Raw genomic sequence first — 15,857 nt, forward strand, 5'->3', positions numbered from 1 at the left:
GTTAAAAAAGTCTATCAAATTTGAATGCTAACATATAATAAAGTAGGCCTATTGTCGCCAATAAATGAAGTCCAAATCCAATACTATTTATGACTTTGACGGGCATTTTATTATAAAAACCAAAAATAGCATATAACGCAAATAGTAAAATACAAGCTTCCAAACCGATGAACACTAATTCTCTAAATTCAAAGTTATGCTCTTTTATATTCGGAATAGTGATAGCCCAAAAAACAAATATACCGATTACCATAGCCATATTAAAATACGGAATTATTAACGTTGATTTTTCCTTTTTGCATGCGACGATTATGGCTGCTAAATGGCAAATCAAGATTATAATTAGCGTTGTGTTGATATATGTGTCATTCATAAGTGAATGTAAGTGAGTTTGTGGCGTGTTTAGAGAACGAATTTAACAAATTCAAACTGAATAGACCCGAGTGTAGCAAACTGGCGAAGCAAAACTTGAGAAATTTATTATTTATGTGCAGTTTTAATGTATGTAAACAAAACAAAACAAAACAAAGCTTGCCGAGATCTTTACGAGCGCATAGTTGCCAAAGGAAAGCGTAAAAAAAAATGGTGTCAATAGTTGTTTGTAGTAATCTACTAAAGCAGGCCTTTGCAATCGCTAAATCGGGATTAATATATGATGGAAACTATAAAAGTACTTTAGTGAAACATTAATGCGTTTTTACTTGTTTTTTGTCACAGTACTTTGTTGTGCTTTCGGCTTTTTTTTACCTAATTTGTTTGGCTTAAATTGGTTCCCATAATTCAATTTTATTTCCCTCTTTGTCCAAAATATGAATAAATTTTCCATAGTCGTAAGTCTCAATACTGTCAAGTAGAGTTACGCCGTTTCCTTTAAGTTTCTTTACAAGTCCCTCAATATTCTGAACTTGATAATTAATCATAAATTCCTTTTTGGATGGTGAAAAATATTTGTCTCCTTTTTTAAACGGTTTCCATTGAAGAGAGTTTATGTGTTCAGGATTATTTAAATCTCTGCTGTCAAAACTCGAAGAACCCCAATCATTCATTTCAATTCCTAAATTATCAGAGTACCATTTTTGAGTTTCTTCCAAGTTTTCGGAATAAAAGAAAATTCCTCCAACACCAGTTACTTTTGGTGTATTGTCAACTTTAGTAGCTGGCTTGTCCGTTTGTTCATTATTATTTGCCATATCTTTGGTTTTTTTATGTATCGAGTTGCAACTTACGAGTATTGTTATAATCGACATTGCTAGTATTAATTTATTCATTGCACTATTTTTAAAGTTATTACTGTTCTTTTTACAGCTGACGCACAATTAGTTAAATAACCATAAATATACATATTATCCCAAATAATAATTAGAATAACAGTAGCTTTAAATAAAGCTTAATGCGTTATTACATAGCTATAAATCCCTAAATACAATGTGTAAAAAAAGTTAGTCTATTTATAGTCGTGTTTGTTGGTACTCAAACGCCAAACTGAGTTAAATGATGATCTAAGTGTTTATAGAACATATTATTCCATTCGGTTTTAGATAATTTCCCAAAAGAATGATTCTCTTTTTGATCAAAATAAGCGCTTCCTAATTCTTGGGCTTTAGTGATATAAGTTACTAATCTGTCTTTTTCTATATTAAAATCTTTCTCATTGGTAACTAAAAATACTGGTGCTGTACGACCGTTTTTCTTATAGGGTTTTTCGCTAACAACTGTATTTTTTATAAATGTTTTAAGCATCCACTTCATAAATCCTTTTGGTTTGGGATGCTTGTCTTCAAAATCTAATTCATAAGTAACATTACAATGTGCTAGCATTTGGTCACTAGACATTTTTCCCCAAATTGGTTTTGTAGTTGGTTCTAATTTATTGATGCGCTCAATAACTTCAGTGGTAACGGTTTTTTCAAAAATATTTTTCATGGTTGACTTTTAATAGCGATTTTAACTTTAATTCAAGGCTAAATATAAACATTATTCTATAGGTCTAACGTTTGTAAAACACGTGTTTACAATATAATAATGTACAAAAAGAAAGCCACTCTACATTGCTGTAAAATGGCTTTCAGATTTAGGGCACTCTTCAACTAATTCCATCCACCACCTAAGACCTGATAAATTTTAACGTTAGCTAAAAATTGATCTCTTTTGGTTTCAATAATTTCAAGTTTGGAATCTAATGCCTCTCTTTGTGTCAATAAAACTTCCGTATATTCTGCCCTGGCAGATTTAAAAAGCTGTATGGAAAGGTCAATAGCTTCAGTCATGGCATCGACCTGTTTGGCTTTTAAATCATAATTTGATTTTAAATTGTTAATGTCAGAAAGGGTATTGGCGACTTCGATATAACCGTTTAAAATGGCTTTTTCATACTCAAAAACAGCCTGTAATTGTCGGCTGTTGGCATTGCTGTAATCTGCTTTAATGGCATTTCTGTTTATTAATGGACTTACCATATCGCCAACTAACGAATACAAAACCGATTCTGGTGTGCTGGTTAAATACTTTGTTTTAAAAGCTTGTAAACCAACACCAGCTTTAATCCCTATGGAAGGATAGAAGTTAGCTTTGGCAATTTTAACATTCAATTTTGAAGCAGCTAATTCATATTCTGCTTGTTTGATATCTGGTCTGTTTTCTAAAAGTTGAGCTGGAATACCGGCTTCAATAGCATCAATAGGACGATCAATAAAATCAGTAGCATCTCTATCAATAGCTTGTGGATAACGCCCTAATAAGAAGTTGATCTTATTTTCTGTTTCTACAATCTGTTGACGAATCTCAAATTTATTACTTTGATTTTTAAATACTTCAGCTTCAAAACGTCTCACTGCTAATTGCGTAGCTCTTGCTGCTTGCTTTTGAAGTTTTACCATTTCTAAAGCATTTATCTGAATGTCTAAATTCTGCTCAATAATGTTTAATTGATTGTCTAGTGCTAAAAGCTCGTAGTATGAATTAGCAATTTCAGAAACAATATTAGTGACCATAAAATTCTTGCCTTCAATGGTACTTAGATATTCTAAAACAGCGGCTTTTTTCCCGTTACGCAGTTTTTTCCACACGTCTAGTTCCCATGACACATCTAACCCTACGGAAAAATCAGTTAAAGGTTCTGGGAATTCTTCGCCTTCTCGGATGTTTAACTGCTGTTCTACAGCACCATTTCTCGTGTATTCACCAACTTTTTCAACTTCAGCACCTGCGTAAACGTTGACAAATGGTAGATATTCCCCTTTTCTAACCTTCACTTCATTATTAGCCATCACAATTTGTTGTAGCATAATATGAAGCTCCTGGTTGTTGGTCAAAGCAGTATCAATTAAGGCTACTAACTTTGGGTCGGAAAAGAAACTCTTCCACTGTACAATAGCCGTATTAGCTGAATCTGAGGATCTATTTTGGTACTGCTTTGGTAGGTCGACATTGTCTTCTCTAATTGCCTTTTGCGTAGGTACACAAGAAAAGAGTACCAGCAAGGTGAGCATACCGATAAGGTACGATTTTCTATATTTTTTTATCTTAGTCATCGTTTCTGTTTTTACGAAGTTTTTTCAATAGTTTTCTGAGCTTACTGATTTCTTCAGCATTGGTTGCAGTTTGATTTTTAGTTTCACTAACGCGCATCATTTCCTCAGAAATGGGCTCGCTGGCTTCATCTTTGATAAGACTTTTACCGTCTGCCATTTTTGCAAAAACGTAGTACAGTCCCGGAATGATTAAAACCCCACCAAGTGTACCGATAAGCATACCACCTAAAGCAGAGCCACCAATGGTTCTGTTACCAATAGCACCTGCTCCCGAGGCAATAACTAATGGAATTAATCCGGCAATAAAAGCAAACGATGTCATTAATATAGGTCTAAATCTCGCTTTAGAGGCTTCAATAGCGGCTTCTAAAATAGTAGCTCCTTGTCGGCGTTTTTGTACCGCAAATTCTACAATTAATACCGCATTTTTACCGAGTAAACCAACCAACATAATCACACCGATTTGGGCGTAAACATCATTGGCTAATCCCATAGCTTTAAGTAAAATGAACGAACCAAAGACACCAACTGGCAAGGATAAAATAACCGCAAAAGGCAATAGGAAGCTTTCATATTGTGCTGCTAAAACGAAGTACACAAATATGAGTACGACGATAAAGATGTAAATAGATTCATTCCCTCTTTGAGCTTCATCAAAACTTAAACCTTCCCAGGCAATATCATAGCCTCGAGGTAATTGTGTTGCTGCCACTTCTTTTATGGCTTTAATAGCATCATCACTGGTAAATCCTGATGCTGGTAATCCTCTGATAGATGCTGAATTGTAAAGGTTATAACGTGTAATTTCGTTAGGACCTAACTTTTTCTCAATACTCATAAAAGCCGAATAAGGGACCATTTCTCCTTCTTCATTTTTTACAAATAACTTTTCGAGATCAGAAGGGAGGCGTCGGTATTCTGGTGCTGCTTGGGTATACACTTTAAAGAAGCGACCAAAACGAATAAAGCCTTGCTCGTACGTACTACCAATTAAAATGTTAAGGTTTTCCATGGCTGTACCAATAGTTACACCTTTCTGCATCGCAATTTTATTATTGATTTTCAACTCATATTGTGGATAGTTTGCAGAGAAGAAGGTGAATAAGCCAGTTAACTCTTTACGTTTAGATAAGGCTTCAATAAATTCATTATTGACGCTCTCAAAATGATGATAATCTGTAGAGTTTGTTTTATCCAATAATCGCAAAGCAAATCCACCAGAGGATCCGAAACCAGGTACAGCAGGAGGTTCGAAATATTCAATTATGGCTCCTAAGTTTTTAGTTTCTTCTTCCAACGCTTCCATGATTTCATGAACCGAGTGTTCACGCTCTGACCAAGGTTTAAGGTTAATTAAACATGTTCCGGCATTAGAGCCACGACCTTCGGTCATAATTTCATAACCTGCTAAAGAAGATACGGATTCTACGCCCTCCATTTCCTCACAGATTTTTTGAAGATTTTTAGCTACTTCATTGGTGCGCTCTAAAGTCGCACCTGGTGGTGTTTGAATAATGGCATAAATCATTCCTTGGTCTTCGTTAGGAATAAATCCTGCTGGCAGAACTTTATTTGTAAAGAAAATCCCAACACAGAAGGCTGCTAATATACCGAAGGTGATAAAGCGTCTTGCTACTATTTTATTTAGAATCTTCACATAGCTTCCGGTAAGTTTTTCGAATCCTCCGTTAAACCAATCAATAAATCTATCTAATGGAGAGGTTCGTTTTTTGCCATGGTTATTCTTTAATAACATAGCACAAAGTACCGGAGTTAATGTTAGTGCTACTATAGCCGAGATAACGATAGAACCAGCCATTGTAATTGAGAATTGTCGGTAGAAAACACCCACAGGACCTGTCATAAACGAAATAGGAATAAATACAGAAACCATCACTAACGTAATTGCTACAATAGCTCCACCAATTTCACCTAAAACTTCAGAAGAGGCTTGATAGGGTGAGAGCTGTTCTTCTTCCATCTTCACATGGACGGCTTCAACCACTACAATGGCATTATCGACAACTATACCAATGGCTAAAACCAAGGCGAATAATGTAATAAGGTTAATAGATAACCCAAATATTTGCATTACAAAAAAGGCTCCAATTAAAGACACTGGCACAGCTATAATTGGGATTAATGTAGAACGCCAGTCGCCTAAAAATAAGAATACAACAATTGCAACAAGAATAAATGCATCTCTTAAGGTGTGAATAACTTGATCTATAGAGGCATCTAAGAAGTTAGACACATCATAACTAATTTGAAAATCGACTCCAGGAGGCAGATTTACTTCAAGTTCTGCAAGCTTTTCTTTTACAGCATCGATGACATCACTACCATTACTTCCAAAAGTTTGTTTTAAGACGATTGATGCTGAAGGTTTTCCATCTAAATTAGAATAAATATCAAAAAATTCACTTCCTAATTTCACATCGGCAATATTAGCAAGGGTCACTATTTGCCCTTCTTTATTGGCTTTAACAATGATTTCTTCGTATTGCTCGGGCTCGTTGTAACGGTTTTGATAGGTTAAAACATACTCTAAAGATTGGGCTGTTTTACCAGAGCTTCGTCCCAAACGACCGGGTCGTGCCAAAATACTTTGGTCTTCCATAGCTTCTAAAACTTCCTCAGCAGAAATATTATAAGCACGCATACGATCTGGTTTTAACCAAACACGCATGGCGTATTTTCGACTTCCTAAAATTTGTGCACTGGCAATACCTTTAATACGTTGTATTTCGGGAATTATTTTGGTGTAGGCATAGTTGTACAAAAACTTTTCGTCATTCTCTTTAACTGTACTCGACAGGTTAACGTACATTAACATGCTGGGTTGTACTGGTGTAATAATAACTCCTTCACGTTGTACCAACTCCGGAAGTAAAGGCATCACCTGATCGACTCTGGTTTTTACTCTCACAACCGCTTCATTGGGGTCTGTGCCTGGTTCAAAAATAATACGTAAAGTTCCTTCACCTGCACTTGTAGCATCTGATGCGATGTAGCGCATATCTTGCACACCATTAATTGCGGTTTCTAGTGGAATTAATGTTGAATTCACCAATACATCAGCACTAGAGCCAGGATAGGCAATAAAAATATTAACTGTTGTAGGTGCAATTTGTGGGAATTGCGATATAGGTAATTGCTTTATAGCTAAACCACCTATAAATATGATGATTACCGAAATGACAATAGCCAAGACGGGTCTTTTAATAAATTTTTTAAACATAATGTCTGTAGATTAGTTAGAATTACTCTGCGTAAAGCTCTAGATTAGATAATACAGTAGCAGGATCTACAGTTTTTGTGTGAATTTCCTCTTGATCTCTTACCATTTTAATACCTTCGAGTAGTATAGTTTCGGTTTCAGATACGCCTTTATCTACAATAAATAGGTGTGGTAATTCTGCTCCAATCGAGATTTCCCTTTGGTGCACAATATTATTGTTGTCAACAACAAAAACATAGGTTTTATCTAAGATTTCAAAAGTAGCTTTTTGTGGCACTAGAATGACATCTTTAAAAGGCACCGTCATTAAAACACTACCAGTTTCACCATGTCTTAAAATACCATCAGGATTAGGGAATGTGGCTCTAAAGGCAATATTTCCTGTTTCGCTGTCAAATTCTCCTTCAATGGTTTCTACAACACCTTTTTGGTTAAAACGTTTGTTATTAGCCATTAAAAGTTCAACGTTCGTGTTATTTCGTTTAGCTTCACTTGTAATATAATCGAGGTATTCAGCTTCTGGAACATTAAAATACACCCACATCTGACTGTTGTCTGATAGTGTTGTTAAGAGCTCTCCTTCGTCTAAAAGACTGCCTTCTCTGGCTTCCAAATGGTTAATTATCCCATTAAAAGGAGCTTTGATACTGGTAAAACCTAGATGGGTTTGTGCTAAAGACACTTCGGCATTTGCTTTTTCTAAGTTTGCTTGTGCCATGGCCAATTCATTAGGTGACACCACATTACCATCGGCTAGTAATTGGGTATTTGCGAGTTCTATTTCTGCCACTTTAGATTCGGCTTTAGCCTTATTGAGTTCGGCTTGATAGATATTAGGCATAATCTGAAATAACTGTTGGCCTTTCTTAACGTGTTGCCCTTCATCTACAGAAATATTTTTTAAATAACCTTTCTCTAAAGCACGGAGTTCAATGTGTCTAATTGAGTGAATTTGACTCACATAATCCTTCGCAATTGTGGTATCTTTTTTTATGGGGTTAGTTACGAGAAATGTTGATTCTTCGTGTTTTTCTTCTTTGTGTTCTTCACAGCTCGCCAGAGTTATACACATACATAGGCCTGCGAAAATGCTTATTTTCTTAATGATGTTCACTTGTAAAATTATTTTATAAAATGATATAATAAATTGATCAAACCCATTGGGAATTGGGAGTGCCATTCTTTAGAGTTTTGGTCGAAACTCTAAACCTTTAAATAAGAAACAGACTTGTAGTTCTTGTTAGTCTGTTTTAAGGCTATCAAATTATAAAAACTTGGAATTGTACATGAAGCCTAAGACCAGGTTCATTGATGTCACTTTGTGGACGATATATACTTTTTTGAAGCTGTTTAGAAGACTGCTCAAATAACAAAGCATTAATAAATGCTGTTTCGAGATAGTTTTTATAAAACTGTTTTTTAGTAGAGGCTTCTTCGTCTTCTACATTATTACTTTCAACGATTTCAACATTTTTTCTATCATCGCTATCCTTATGATATGGAATAAAAGTAGCATTAGTTGCTTGTTTTGCATAGTTATGAGTTGCATTACAATGCTCAACAGCTAAAGTATTCGTAGTGTTATTAAAAGCGTCATTGGCGTGTAAATTAGCAAATGTGCTGAGTAATAAAACTACAACTAAAGATAAATATGTCTTGAAAGTCTTTTTCATTTCAGGGCTCAAAACTATATCATAAGATTTGAATTTCCAAAAAGCGATAGTTTTAATTTTAATATTGCTATGATAAATATTTCTTAAAGAGAATAACGTGTAATGTTTCTTAAAGAATTTACTCAAGTGCAAGCAACTTTTTTGAAAGCTAAATTGATGAAATACAATCTTGTGCGTCATAAACTACTAAAACAGGTCTTTGCAATAGCTAAATCAGGATTAATATATGATGGAAACTATAAAAGTATTTTAGTGAAAAATTAATGGGATTTTACTTGTTTTTTAGCACAGTACTTTGTTGTGTGCAGTTTTTTATTTCAGTCGTTTTTTAATGTCCATTCTTTGATGCAAGACTCTAATGATTTCCACAATTTCATTTTCGACTTTTCTGTAAAAAATCAGATGAGATTTTGTTTTAGTCACCCGATAATTTTTTCGAGTTTGTTCAGCGGATTTTCCAATCAGATAGTTGTCCGCAATAAATTCAATTTCAGCTATTATTAAATCGTAATATCTGTCTGCTTGTTCTTTAGACCATTTGTTAAGCGTATAAATCCAAATTTTGTCTAAATCCTCAATCGCTTGTTGGCTTATGCGATATTTATGTTTACTCATAAGTGTTTACGATGTAATTCTTTCAGATGTTGTTTTGGGTCAAAATTTTCAACAAACCCGCTATTTTCTCCAACTTCGAGAGCTTTAATCAGTTCTCTTTCCTTTTTTTCTTCACGTTCTAACAAACGTAATGCGGAACGAATTACTTCGCTAACCGAACCATATCTTCCAGAGTTTACTTCTTCTCTGATAAAATCCTCAAAATGATTTCCGAGTGATATTGATGTGTTTTTTCCCATTTCGACTATAAATTTACTCAAATATACCAAATCTTGGTAACGTAGCCAAATTGCACACAACAAGTTATATAACAATAAATATAAACAATATCCCTCATTGTTTTCGGGATAAGATATCTTTTATATCAAGTGATAAGAATTCTTATGTCTTAATCATATCCCTATATTCTTCAAAAAAAGCTTCAAATAAACTCATATTTTCATTAAAGAATTCCATAACAACTCTCCATGTGTTTTTGTTATGGATTGATACCTTTTGTTCTAAGGGCAAGTAGATGCGCGAAATTTCTTTGCCGTTCTCTAAAAAGTATTCTTCATTGTATATAACTTCGGGTAAGTAGTCGTTTTTCAGAATACCTTTTAAAGCCACAAGTTTTTCCCAGCAGTTAATTCGGTTTTCTAAATCATCTTCAAGATCTAATGCAATTAATGCCGACTTGTTATCAAAATGAAATTTAAAAGAAAACCCTTTAATTTTGGTATCATATAAAACCCATTTTCTTGGAAATGATTTACCGAAACTGGTCCAGAATTCTTGTCTTAATAATCTTGATTCTTCTTTTGAAAACATTTAGATGAAATAAGCAATTAATATTCCTAAACAGATCGCAATCAACTTAGATAAATTAAATTTATGCCCTTCTCCAGATTCAAATAAAATCGTGGTAGAAATATGCAAAAAGATACCTATCACGATCGCATTAATGACATCTACATAAGTTGCCATAAAGCTAGAGTGATTAGAAATAAACGTACCTAATGGTGTCATAGCGGCGAATACAACCAAGAAACTTATGATCTGTAATTTACTATAAGTAGATTTTAATAAAAAGGCGGTTATTAAAATGGCGATAGGAATTTTATGAATTAATACACCATAAACCATATCATTATGCTGGTGAATTGGAAAGCCTTCTAAAAAACTATGAATACATAAACTGATAAAAAGTAACCAAGGAAATTCGTTATCGTCCTCATGGATATGTACATGGCCATGTTCAGCTCCTTTAGAAAAGAATTCTAAAATGATTTGAAGTAAAATACCACACATTATATACAAACCAGTGAGCTTGGCATCAATGTGATGATAGACTTCTGGTAACAAATCAAAGAGTGTCAGTGCCAATAAAAATGCACCACTAAAAGATAAAAGCAATTTGGTATATATTGACTTTTGTTTTTTAGTTACTAAAGCAATAGCAACACCGATGATAACGGCAAGTAATGGTAATAAATAGCTATTCATGCAGTTTACTTAAAAATCATAATCATACGTTCAGATGTCTGAGTATGATATTTGTGTAATTTATAATCTCCAAAAACATCCAACAAATGTACTCCGGCTTTTTCAAAAAGCGCTTCAAAATCGTTTAGTGTAAAAGCTTTGACACGTTCCTGAAATTCAAAAAGTTCACCGTCAGCTTCAAAACTAATATCTTTTATGATGTAGCCATCCTTAACCGATCGTTTTTGATAAAAATCAATACCTTCAACCGTTTTTACATCCTCGTCAATTAAATTTTCAATAACGTAATTGGTGTTCATAAAATCAATAACACCAAATCCAAATTCATTTAATTCCGCTTGAATAGATTTTATAGTTTCAAGATTACATTTTTCGTCTTCAAAATAACCAAAACTTGTAAAAAGATTAAAAACAGCATCAAAAGTATCAGGATAAGGTTTACTCATATCGTGAACCTTAAACTTCAGTGATTCATTTTCAAATTGCTCAGCATAAGCAATACTTTGTTCTGATAAATCGGCTCCTGTAACATTATAGCCTAAAGAATTTAGGTAGACTGAATGTCTTCCTTTTCCACATGCTAAATCTAGAATTTTACCTTGTTCTGGGATGTTAAGATAATTGGTTAGGTTATCCATGAAATCCTGAGCTTCAGTGTAGTTTCTGTCTTTATATAAGATATGGTAGTAAGGTGTATCAAACCACGATGCGTACCATTGTTTTACTGGTTTAGTCATATTTATCTCCTAATAAAAGTAGGAGTCACTTAAGTTAAAATTTCGTAATGACGCGTCCTATTACAATTTTAGGATGTCATGCTGCAAAAATACTGTATTTTTGCATTCTATTTGACGGAACTTATGGAAGATAATTACAAGATGTTAGCCAAAACACTATTTGGCTTCGAAGATATATTAGCAAAAGAACTTACACAACTTGGTGCCATGAAAGTGGTAAAAGGGATACGGAATGTGAGTTTTGAAGGTGATAAAGGCTTTATGTATAAAGCCAATCTTGGACTTAGAACGGCTATAAAAATACTTAAACCGATTCATTCTTTTAGAGTGAACAAAGAAGAGGATCTTTACAAAAATGTAAAGAAGATGAAGTGGGAAGAGTACCTAAAATCTACAGGGTCTTTGGCTGTTGATGCTACAGTACATAATAGCGTGTTTACCCATTCGCTATACACAGCTTTAAAAACTAAAGATGCGATTGTAGATCGCTTTAGAGATATTGATGGTACACGTCCGGATGTAGATTTGCGTTTTCCAGATTTAAAAATAAATGTGCATATAGATCGTCAACTTTGTACCATTTCGTTGGATACTTCTGGAGAATCATTGCACAGACGTGGCTATAAAACGGCTACAAACATTGCGCCTATAAATGAAGTTTTAGCCGCAGGATTAATTATGATGAGTGGTTGGGATGGTCAATCAGATTTTATGGATCCGATGTGTGGTAGTGGAACTATGTTGGCAGAAGCGGCTATGATTGCTTGTAATATTCCACCCAACTTAATGCGAAAGGAATTTGGTTTTGAACGTTGGGAAGATTGGGATGTCGAATTGTTTGAAACGATTGAAGATTCACTCTTAAAGAAAACCCGCGATTTTCATCATAAAATAATTGGTTACGACAAATCGCCTTCAGCAATTGTTAAAGCCAAAGAGAATATAAAGAATGCGCATTTAGATGAGTTTGTGCATATTCAGCATGAAGATTTCTTCAAAACTCAAAAATCGGGTAGCGAAAAACTACACATGGTTTTTAATCCTCCTTATGGTGAGCGTTTAGAAAATTTAAATGTGGAAGAATTTTATGGTAATATAGGAACGACCCTAAAACATGGATACCCTAATACCAATGCGTGGTTAATTACCTCTAATTTGGAAGCTTTAAAATCTGTAGGTTTAAGACCTTCACGAAAAATAAAAGTCTTTAATGCAAAGCTTGAAGCACGTTTGGTGAAGTACGAAATGTATGAAGGTAGTAAGAAGACTCATAAGCAGTAGGTTAGTGTTCAGTGTTCAGTTGGCAGTGTTCAGTAACCAGTTTTCTGTTGTAGTTTTGGTAATTCATTAGTTATTCTTGATGAGTCTCTGTGAAAGGTTTTTTAGTTTTTAGTCACCGTAATTATTTAGTACTCAAATTTTCATCTTTGTGCCTTTGCGAGAACGACTTACCGCTCTAGGTTTTCCAGCTGCAAATTATAATCATATTGTAAGTCTTCGTGCAACACTTTAATTTTTTTCTTCACAGATAGCACTTGACGTTCATATAAGTTACTCAGCGTAACATTTCTATGAATAGAAGGTTTTAGATCATTCATCTGTTCACAGAAATAGAGTAGGAGTTCCACTTCTGTCGTTTTCTTCAAAGAATAGCGACTATACACACGGATCTCTCTGAGAATCTTCCGTATTGTTTTCTTCATATAGAAATAGCTATCGGTATTGATGCCTTCAAACAAATTATCTAAACTTGCTTTTACACTGGCGATATAACCATCCTCATCATGAGATTCGAATAACAAATAGGTGAGTAGTGCTTTGTTCTCTTTTTTAAATTTCCCTAAACGTAAGCACAATTCTAACAACTCTTCTTGTGAGAGATGTTTTAATTCTTTTTTTATGGTAACGATAGATTCAATCTTCATGCTCTAAATTTAAGGTTTTTCGTTTAGTTATAAATAAAACGTTTTCTAAAACTAAAAGCAGCTAATTATATTTTATAATTAACTGCTTTATTATAATTTTCAAACTAAAATTTAGATCTATCTCAATTTCGGATAATCTGCAGGACTCAACTCATGCATGACGTCGTATATCGCTTCAAAAATATCTTCTGCAGAAGGCTTTGAGAAATAATCACCATCAGTACCATAGGCTGGTCTGTGTGGTTTTGCAGCTAAGGTTTTTGGAGTGCTATCTAAATACTGAAATGCATTTTGTGTATTTAAAATTTCATTAAGAATATAAGCAGAAGCTCCTCCTTTAACATCTTCATCAATTACCATCACACGGTTGGTTTTGGCAATACTTTTTACGATATCATGATTTAAATCAAAAGGCAACAATGATTGTACATCAACGATTTCCGCATCAATACCAACCACTTGCAATTCTTTTGCCGCTTTTTCTACTAAACGCAATGTTGAGCCATAAGATACTAATGTAATATCCTCACCTTCTCTAATTGTTTCTACAACTCCAAGCGGAGTTTTAAACTTACCGATATTATTCGGTAATTTTTCTTTTAATCTGTAACCGTTTAAGCATTCCACCACTAAAGCAGGTTCGTCACTATCTAATAACGTATTATAAAAACCAGCAGCTTTAGTCATGTTTCTTGGCACTAAGACATGTATACCTCTAATTAAATTCAGTACACCTCCCATTTGCGATCCAGAATGCCAAATTCCTTCTAATCTATGACCACGAGTTCTTACAATTAAAGGTGCTTTTTGGCGACCTTTTGTTCTGTATTGAACCGTTGCTAGATCATCGCTCATTATTTGAAGTGCATACATAATGTAATCCAAATACTGAATTTCTGCAATAGGTCTTAAACCACGCATCGCCATTCCAATACCTTGGCCTATAATCGTTGCTTCTCTAATCCCCGTATCTGAAACTCTGAGCTCTCCATGTTTTTCTTGAAGACCCTCTAAACCTTGATTAACATCTCCGATATAACCAGCATCTTCTCCAAAAATTAAAGCTTCCGGATAGTTGCTAAATATAGCATCGAAATTTTCTCTTAAAACAACACGTCCATCAACCTCTTCTGCGTTAGCATCGTAAGTTGGAAGAAGCTCTGTTTGGTTTAAAGCACTTTGCTGTGATTCGCTATGTAAATGCGAACTGTATTTAGGTTGAATGGTATTAATATAATTTGTAATCCAATTTTGAAGAGCCGTTTTTTCTGAAGACGATTCAGAAACCACATAACGTAATGCTTTTCTAGTCGCCGTAAGTATATTGCGACGTAGCGGTTCGTCAAAACCTTCTAATTCGTTCTTTAGCTTCGTAATAAAAACACCATTAGGGCTTGATGCTGCTAAAAGCTCTAACAAACTAAGTGCTTCTTTACGCTCAGCTATTATAGGATTTATACAAGCTGCCCAAGCTGCTTTTTTACCTTCTCTAACGTCTTTTTTAATAGTGCGTTCTATTGCTGTTAATTCTTCGTCTGTAGCAATGTTATTCTCTATAATCCAAAGGCGCATTTGTACATTACAATCGTATTCTGCTTCCCATTTTAAACGCTCTTTATTTTTATAACGTTCATGAGACCCAGACGTAGAATGCCCTTGTGGTTGAGTTAATTCTTGAACATGAATCATTACAGGAACATGTTCATTTCTCGAAATTTTAGCAGCACGTTGGTAGGTATCCATTAATTCAGGATAATTCCAACCGTTTACTCTAAAAATTTCGTAACCTTTTTGGTCTTCGTTACGTTGAAAACCTTTTAATATTTCTGAAATATTTTCTTTCGTTGTTTGGTGTCTAGCGTGTACTGAAATTCCGTAATTGTCATCCCAAATACTAATAACCATTGGTACTTGTAATACACCAGCCGCATTTATGGTTTCAAAAAATAAACCTTCACTTGTACTCGCATTACCAATAGTTCCCCAAGCAATTTCATTACCTTCTTTAGAAAATTTTGTAGTGTCAATGCCGTCAACTTCTCTATATATTTTAGAGGCCTGTGCTAAACCTAAAAGTCTAGGCATTTGTCCTGCCGTTGGTGAAATATCTGCACTAGAATTTTTTTGTTCCGTCAGGTTTTTCCATTGGCCATTTTCATCTAAACTGTGCGTAGCAAAGTGGCCTCCCATTTGGCGACCAGCGGACATAGGTTCATTGCTGATATCTGTATTGGCATATAAACCAGCAAAAAATTGCTCAATAGTGAGTTCTCCAATAGCCATCATAAAGGTTTGATCTCTATAATAACCAGATCTAAAATCACCATTCCGAAACGCTTTTGCCCAGGCGATTTGCGGAATTTCTTTTCCGTCACCAAAAATACCAAACTTAGCCTTTCCGGTTAAAACTTCCCTACGACCAAGTAAACTACATTCACGACTAGTTACAGCTAGTTTGTAATCGTTTAAAACTTCTGTTTTAAAATCTTCAAATGTAATCTCTGTTTTTGTGTTAGGAATCGTCTTCATAAAGGCACTTTTTAGGTCTTGCGAAAGTACAAAAAATTAAGATTTAATGCAAGGGTAAGCCGTGTTATAATGTTGTGGTATTCTTAGTTAAATTAAAGATTTACTGATAATACTTCAAATAA

At 34.4% G+C, this 15,857-nt stretch carries 15 protein-coding genes and 1 pseudogene; 2 read left to right on the plus strand and 14 right to left on the minus strand.

Annotated elements, in window-relative coordinates; all coding sequences use genetic code 11:
* Nucleotide 1: 1 nt before the first annotated feature.
* Nucleotides 2-373: a hypothetical protein gene (locus BLT80_RS13245; RefSeq protein WP_139181071.1), complete on the minus strand. Its 372-nt coding sequence runs from the start codon at nucleotides 371-373 to the stop codon at nucleotides 2-4.
* 62 nt (nucleotides 374-435) lie between these two features.
* Here BLT80_RS13245 and BLT80_RS20505 point away from each other — a divergent pair.
* Nucleotides 436-690, plus strand: a pseudogene (locus tag BLT80_RS20505) (IS110 family transposase); the annotation flags it as partial.
* 71 nt (nucleotides 691-761) lie between these two features.
* Here the strand turns inward: BLT80_RS20505 and BLT80_RS13255 are convergent.
* The 11 genes from BLT80_RS13255 to BLT80_RS13305 form a co-directional block, all read right to left on the minus strand.
* Entirely contained in the window at nucleotides 762-1,190 is a 429-nt protein-coding gene (locus tag BLT80_RS13255) for a VOC family protein (protein ID WP_092468906.1), read from the minus strand.
* 280 nt (nucleotides 1,191-1,470) lie between these two features.
* Nucleotides 1,471-1,923: a DUF1569 domain-containing protein gene (locus tag BLT80_RS13260; protein ID WP_092468773.1), complete on the minus strand. Its 453-nt coding sequence runs from the start codon at nucleotides 1,921-1,923 to the stop codon at nucleotides 1,471-1,473.
* Between the two features lie 164 nt (nucleotides 1,924-2,087).
* The gene (locus BLT80_RS13265) at nucleotides 2,088-3,530 is read right to left on the minus strand and encodes a TolC family protein (RefSeq protein WP_092468775.1); all 1,443 of its coding nucleotides are present in this window, start codon (nucleotides 3,528-3,530) and stop codon (nucleotides 2,088-2,090) included.
* Nucleotides 3,523-6,771: an efflux RND transporter permease subunit gene (locus tag BLT80_RS13270; RefSeq protein WP_092468777.1), complete on the minus strand. Its 3,249-nt coding sequence runs from the start codon at nucleotides 6,769-6,771 to the stop codon at nucleotides 3,523-3,525. Before BLT80_RS13270 ends, BLT80_RS13265 begins: the two co-directional genes overlap by 8 nt.
* A 22-nt stretch (nucleotides 6,772-6,793) precedes the next feature.
* Nucleotides 6,794-7,876 (minus strand): efflux RND transporter periplasmic adaptor subunit, encoded by a 1,083-nt coding sequence (locus BLT80_RS13275; RefSeq protein ID WP_092468908.1) that lies wholly within the window; start codon nucleotides 7,874-7,876, stop codon nucleotides 6,794-6,796.
* A gap of 154 nt (nucleotides 7,877-8,030) precedes the next feature.
* On the minus strand, nucleotides 8,031-8,444 hold the full coding sequence (locus BLT80_RS13280; RefSeq protein WP_139181072.1) for a hypothetical protein: 414 nt from the start codon (nucleotides 8,442-8,444) through the stop codon (nucleotides 8,031-8,033).
* Nucleotides 8,445-8,756: 312 nt separating this feature from the next.
* Nucleotides 8,757-9,059, minus strand: a complete 303-nt coding sequence (locus BLT80_RS13285) for a type II toxin-antitoxin system RelE/ParE family toxin (RefSeq protein ID WP_092468781.1) — start codon at nucleotides 9,057-9,059, stop codon at nucleotides 8,757-8,759.
* Entirely contained in the window at nucleotides 9,056-9,298 is a 243-nt protein-coding gene (locus tag BLT80_RS13290) for a type II toxin-antitoxin system ParD family antitoxin (RefSeq protein WP_028284019.1), read from the minus strand. The genes BLT80_RS13285 and BLT80_RS13290 overlap by 4 nt, the downstream gene beginning before the upstream one ends.
* 142 nt (nucleotides 9,299-9,440) lie before the next feature.
* On the minus strand, nucleotides 9,441-9,869 hold the full coding sequence (locus tag BLT80_RS13295; RefSeq protein WP_092468783.1) for a DUF4268 domain-containing protein: 429 nt from the start codon (nucleotides 9,867-9,869) through the stop codon (nucleotides 9,441-9,443).
* Nucleotides 9,870-10,544 carry a ZIP family metal transporter gene (locus tag BLT80_RS13300; RefSeq protein WP_092468785.1) on the minus strand — a complete coding sequence of 225 codons (675 nt, stop codon included), beginning with the start codon at nucleotides 10,542-10,544 and terminating at the stop codon, nucleotides 9,870-9,872.
* Between the two features lie 5 nt (nucleotides 10,545-10,549).
* Entirely contained in the window at nucleotides 10,550-11,281 is a 732-nt protein-coding gene (locus BLT80_RS13305) for a class I SAM-dependent methyltransferase (protein WP_092468787.1), read from the minus strand.
* A gap of 123 nt (nucleotides 11,282-11,404) precedes the next feature.
* Between BLT80_RS13305 and BLT80_RS13310 the strand changes: the two genes are divergently transcribed.
* Nucleotides 11,405-12,562: a THUMP domain-containing class I SAM-dependent RNA methyltransferase gene (locus BLT80_RS13310; RefSeq protein ID WP_092468789.1), complete on the plus strand. Its 1,158-nt coding sequence runs from the start codon at nucleotides 11,405-11,407 to the stop codon at nucleotides 12,560-12,562.
* Between the two features lie 167 nt (nucleotides 12,563-12,729).
* On the opposite strand, the gene BLT80_RS13315 is transcribed toward BLT80_RS13310, so the two are convergent.
* Together BLT80_RS13315 and BLT80_RS13320 are read right to left on the minus strand one after the other, a co-directional pair.
* Nucleotides 12,730-13,206, minus strand: a complete 477-nt coding sequence (locus BLT80_RS13315; RefSeq protein WP_092468791.1) for a hypothetical protein — start codon at nucleotides 13,204-13,206, stop codon at nucleotides 12,730-12,732.
* A 117-nt stretch (nucleotides 13,207-13,323) separates the two neighbouring features.
* Nucleotides 13,324-15,735, minus strand: coding sequence for an alpha-ketoacid dehydrogenase subunit alpha/beta (locus tag BLT80_RS13320; RefSeq protein ID WP_092468793.1), 2,412 nt, complete (start codon nucleotides 15,733-15,735; stop codon nucleotides 13,324-13,326).
* Between the last annotated feature and the right edge of the window lie 122 nt (nucleotides 15,736-15,857).

The organism is Winogradskyella thalassocola, assembly GCF_900099995.1.
GTDB lineage: Bacteria > Bacteroidota > Bacteroidia > Flavobacteriales > Flavobacteriaceae > Winogradskyella > Winogradskyella thalassocola.

Coding starts and splice junctions, on each gene's coding strand:
- BLT80_RS13300 (WP_092468785.1), bottom strand. CDS start 10,544: ATGAATAGCTATTTATTACCATTACTTGCCGTTATCATCGGTGTTGCT.
- BLT80_RS13270 (WP_092468777.1), bottom strand. CDS start 6,771: ATGTTTAAAAAATTTATTAAAAGACCCGTCTTGGCTATTGTCATTTCG.
- BLT80_RS13310 (WP_092468789.1), top strand. CDS start 11,405: ATGGAAGATAATTACAAGATGTTAGCCAAAACACTATTTGGCTTCGAA.
- BLT80_RS13265 (WP_092468775.1), bottom strand. CDS start 3,530: ATGACTAAGATAAAAAAATATAGAAAATCGTACCTTATCGGTATGCTC.
- BLT80_RS13255 (WP_092468906.1), bottom strand. CDS start 1,190: ATGGCAAATAATAATGAACAAACGGACAAGCCAGCTACTAAAGTTGAC.
- BLT80_RS13305 (WP_092468787.1), bottom strand. CDS start 11,281: ATGACTAAACCAGTAAAACAATGGTACGCATCGTGGTTTGATACACCT.
- BLT80_RS13315 (WP_092468791.1), bottom strand. CDS start 13,206: ATGAAGATTGAATCTATCGTTACCATAAAAAAAGAATTAAAACATCTC.
- BLT80_RS13295 (WP_092468783.1), bottom strand. CDS start 9,869: ATGTTTTCAAAAGAAGAATCAAGATTATTAAGACAAGAATTCTGGACC.
- BLT80_RS13245 (WP_139181071.1), bottom strand. CDS start 373: ATGAATGACACATATATCAACACAACGCTAATTATAATCTTGATTTGC.
- BLT80_RS13280 (WP_139181072.1), bottom strand. CDS start 8,444: ATGAAAAAGACTTTCAAGACATATTTATCTTTAGTTGTAGTTTTATTA.
- BLT80_RS13290 (WP_028284019.1), bottom strand. CDS start 9,298: ATGGGAAAAAACACATCAATATCACTCGGAAATCATTTTGAGGATTTT.
- BLT80_RS13320 (WP_092468793.1), bottom strand. CDS start 15,735: ATGAAGACGATTCCTAACACAAAAACAGAGATTACATTTGAAGATTTT.
- BLT80_RS13285 (WP_092468781.1), bottom strand. CDS start 9,059: ATGAGTAAACATAAATATCGCATAAGCCAACAAGCGATTGAGGATTTA.
- BLT80_RS13260 (WP_092468773.1), bottom strand. CDS start 1,923: ATGAAAAATATTTTTGAAAAAACCGTTACCACTGAAGTTATTGAGCGC.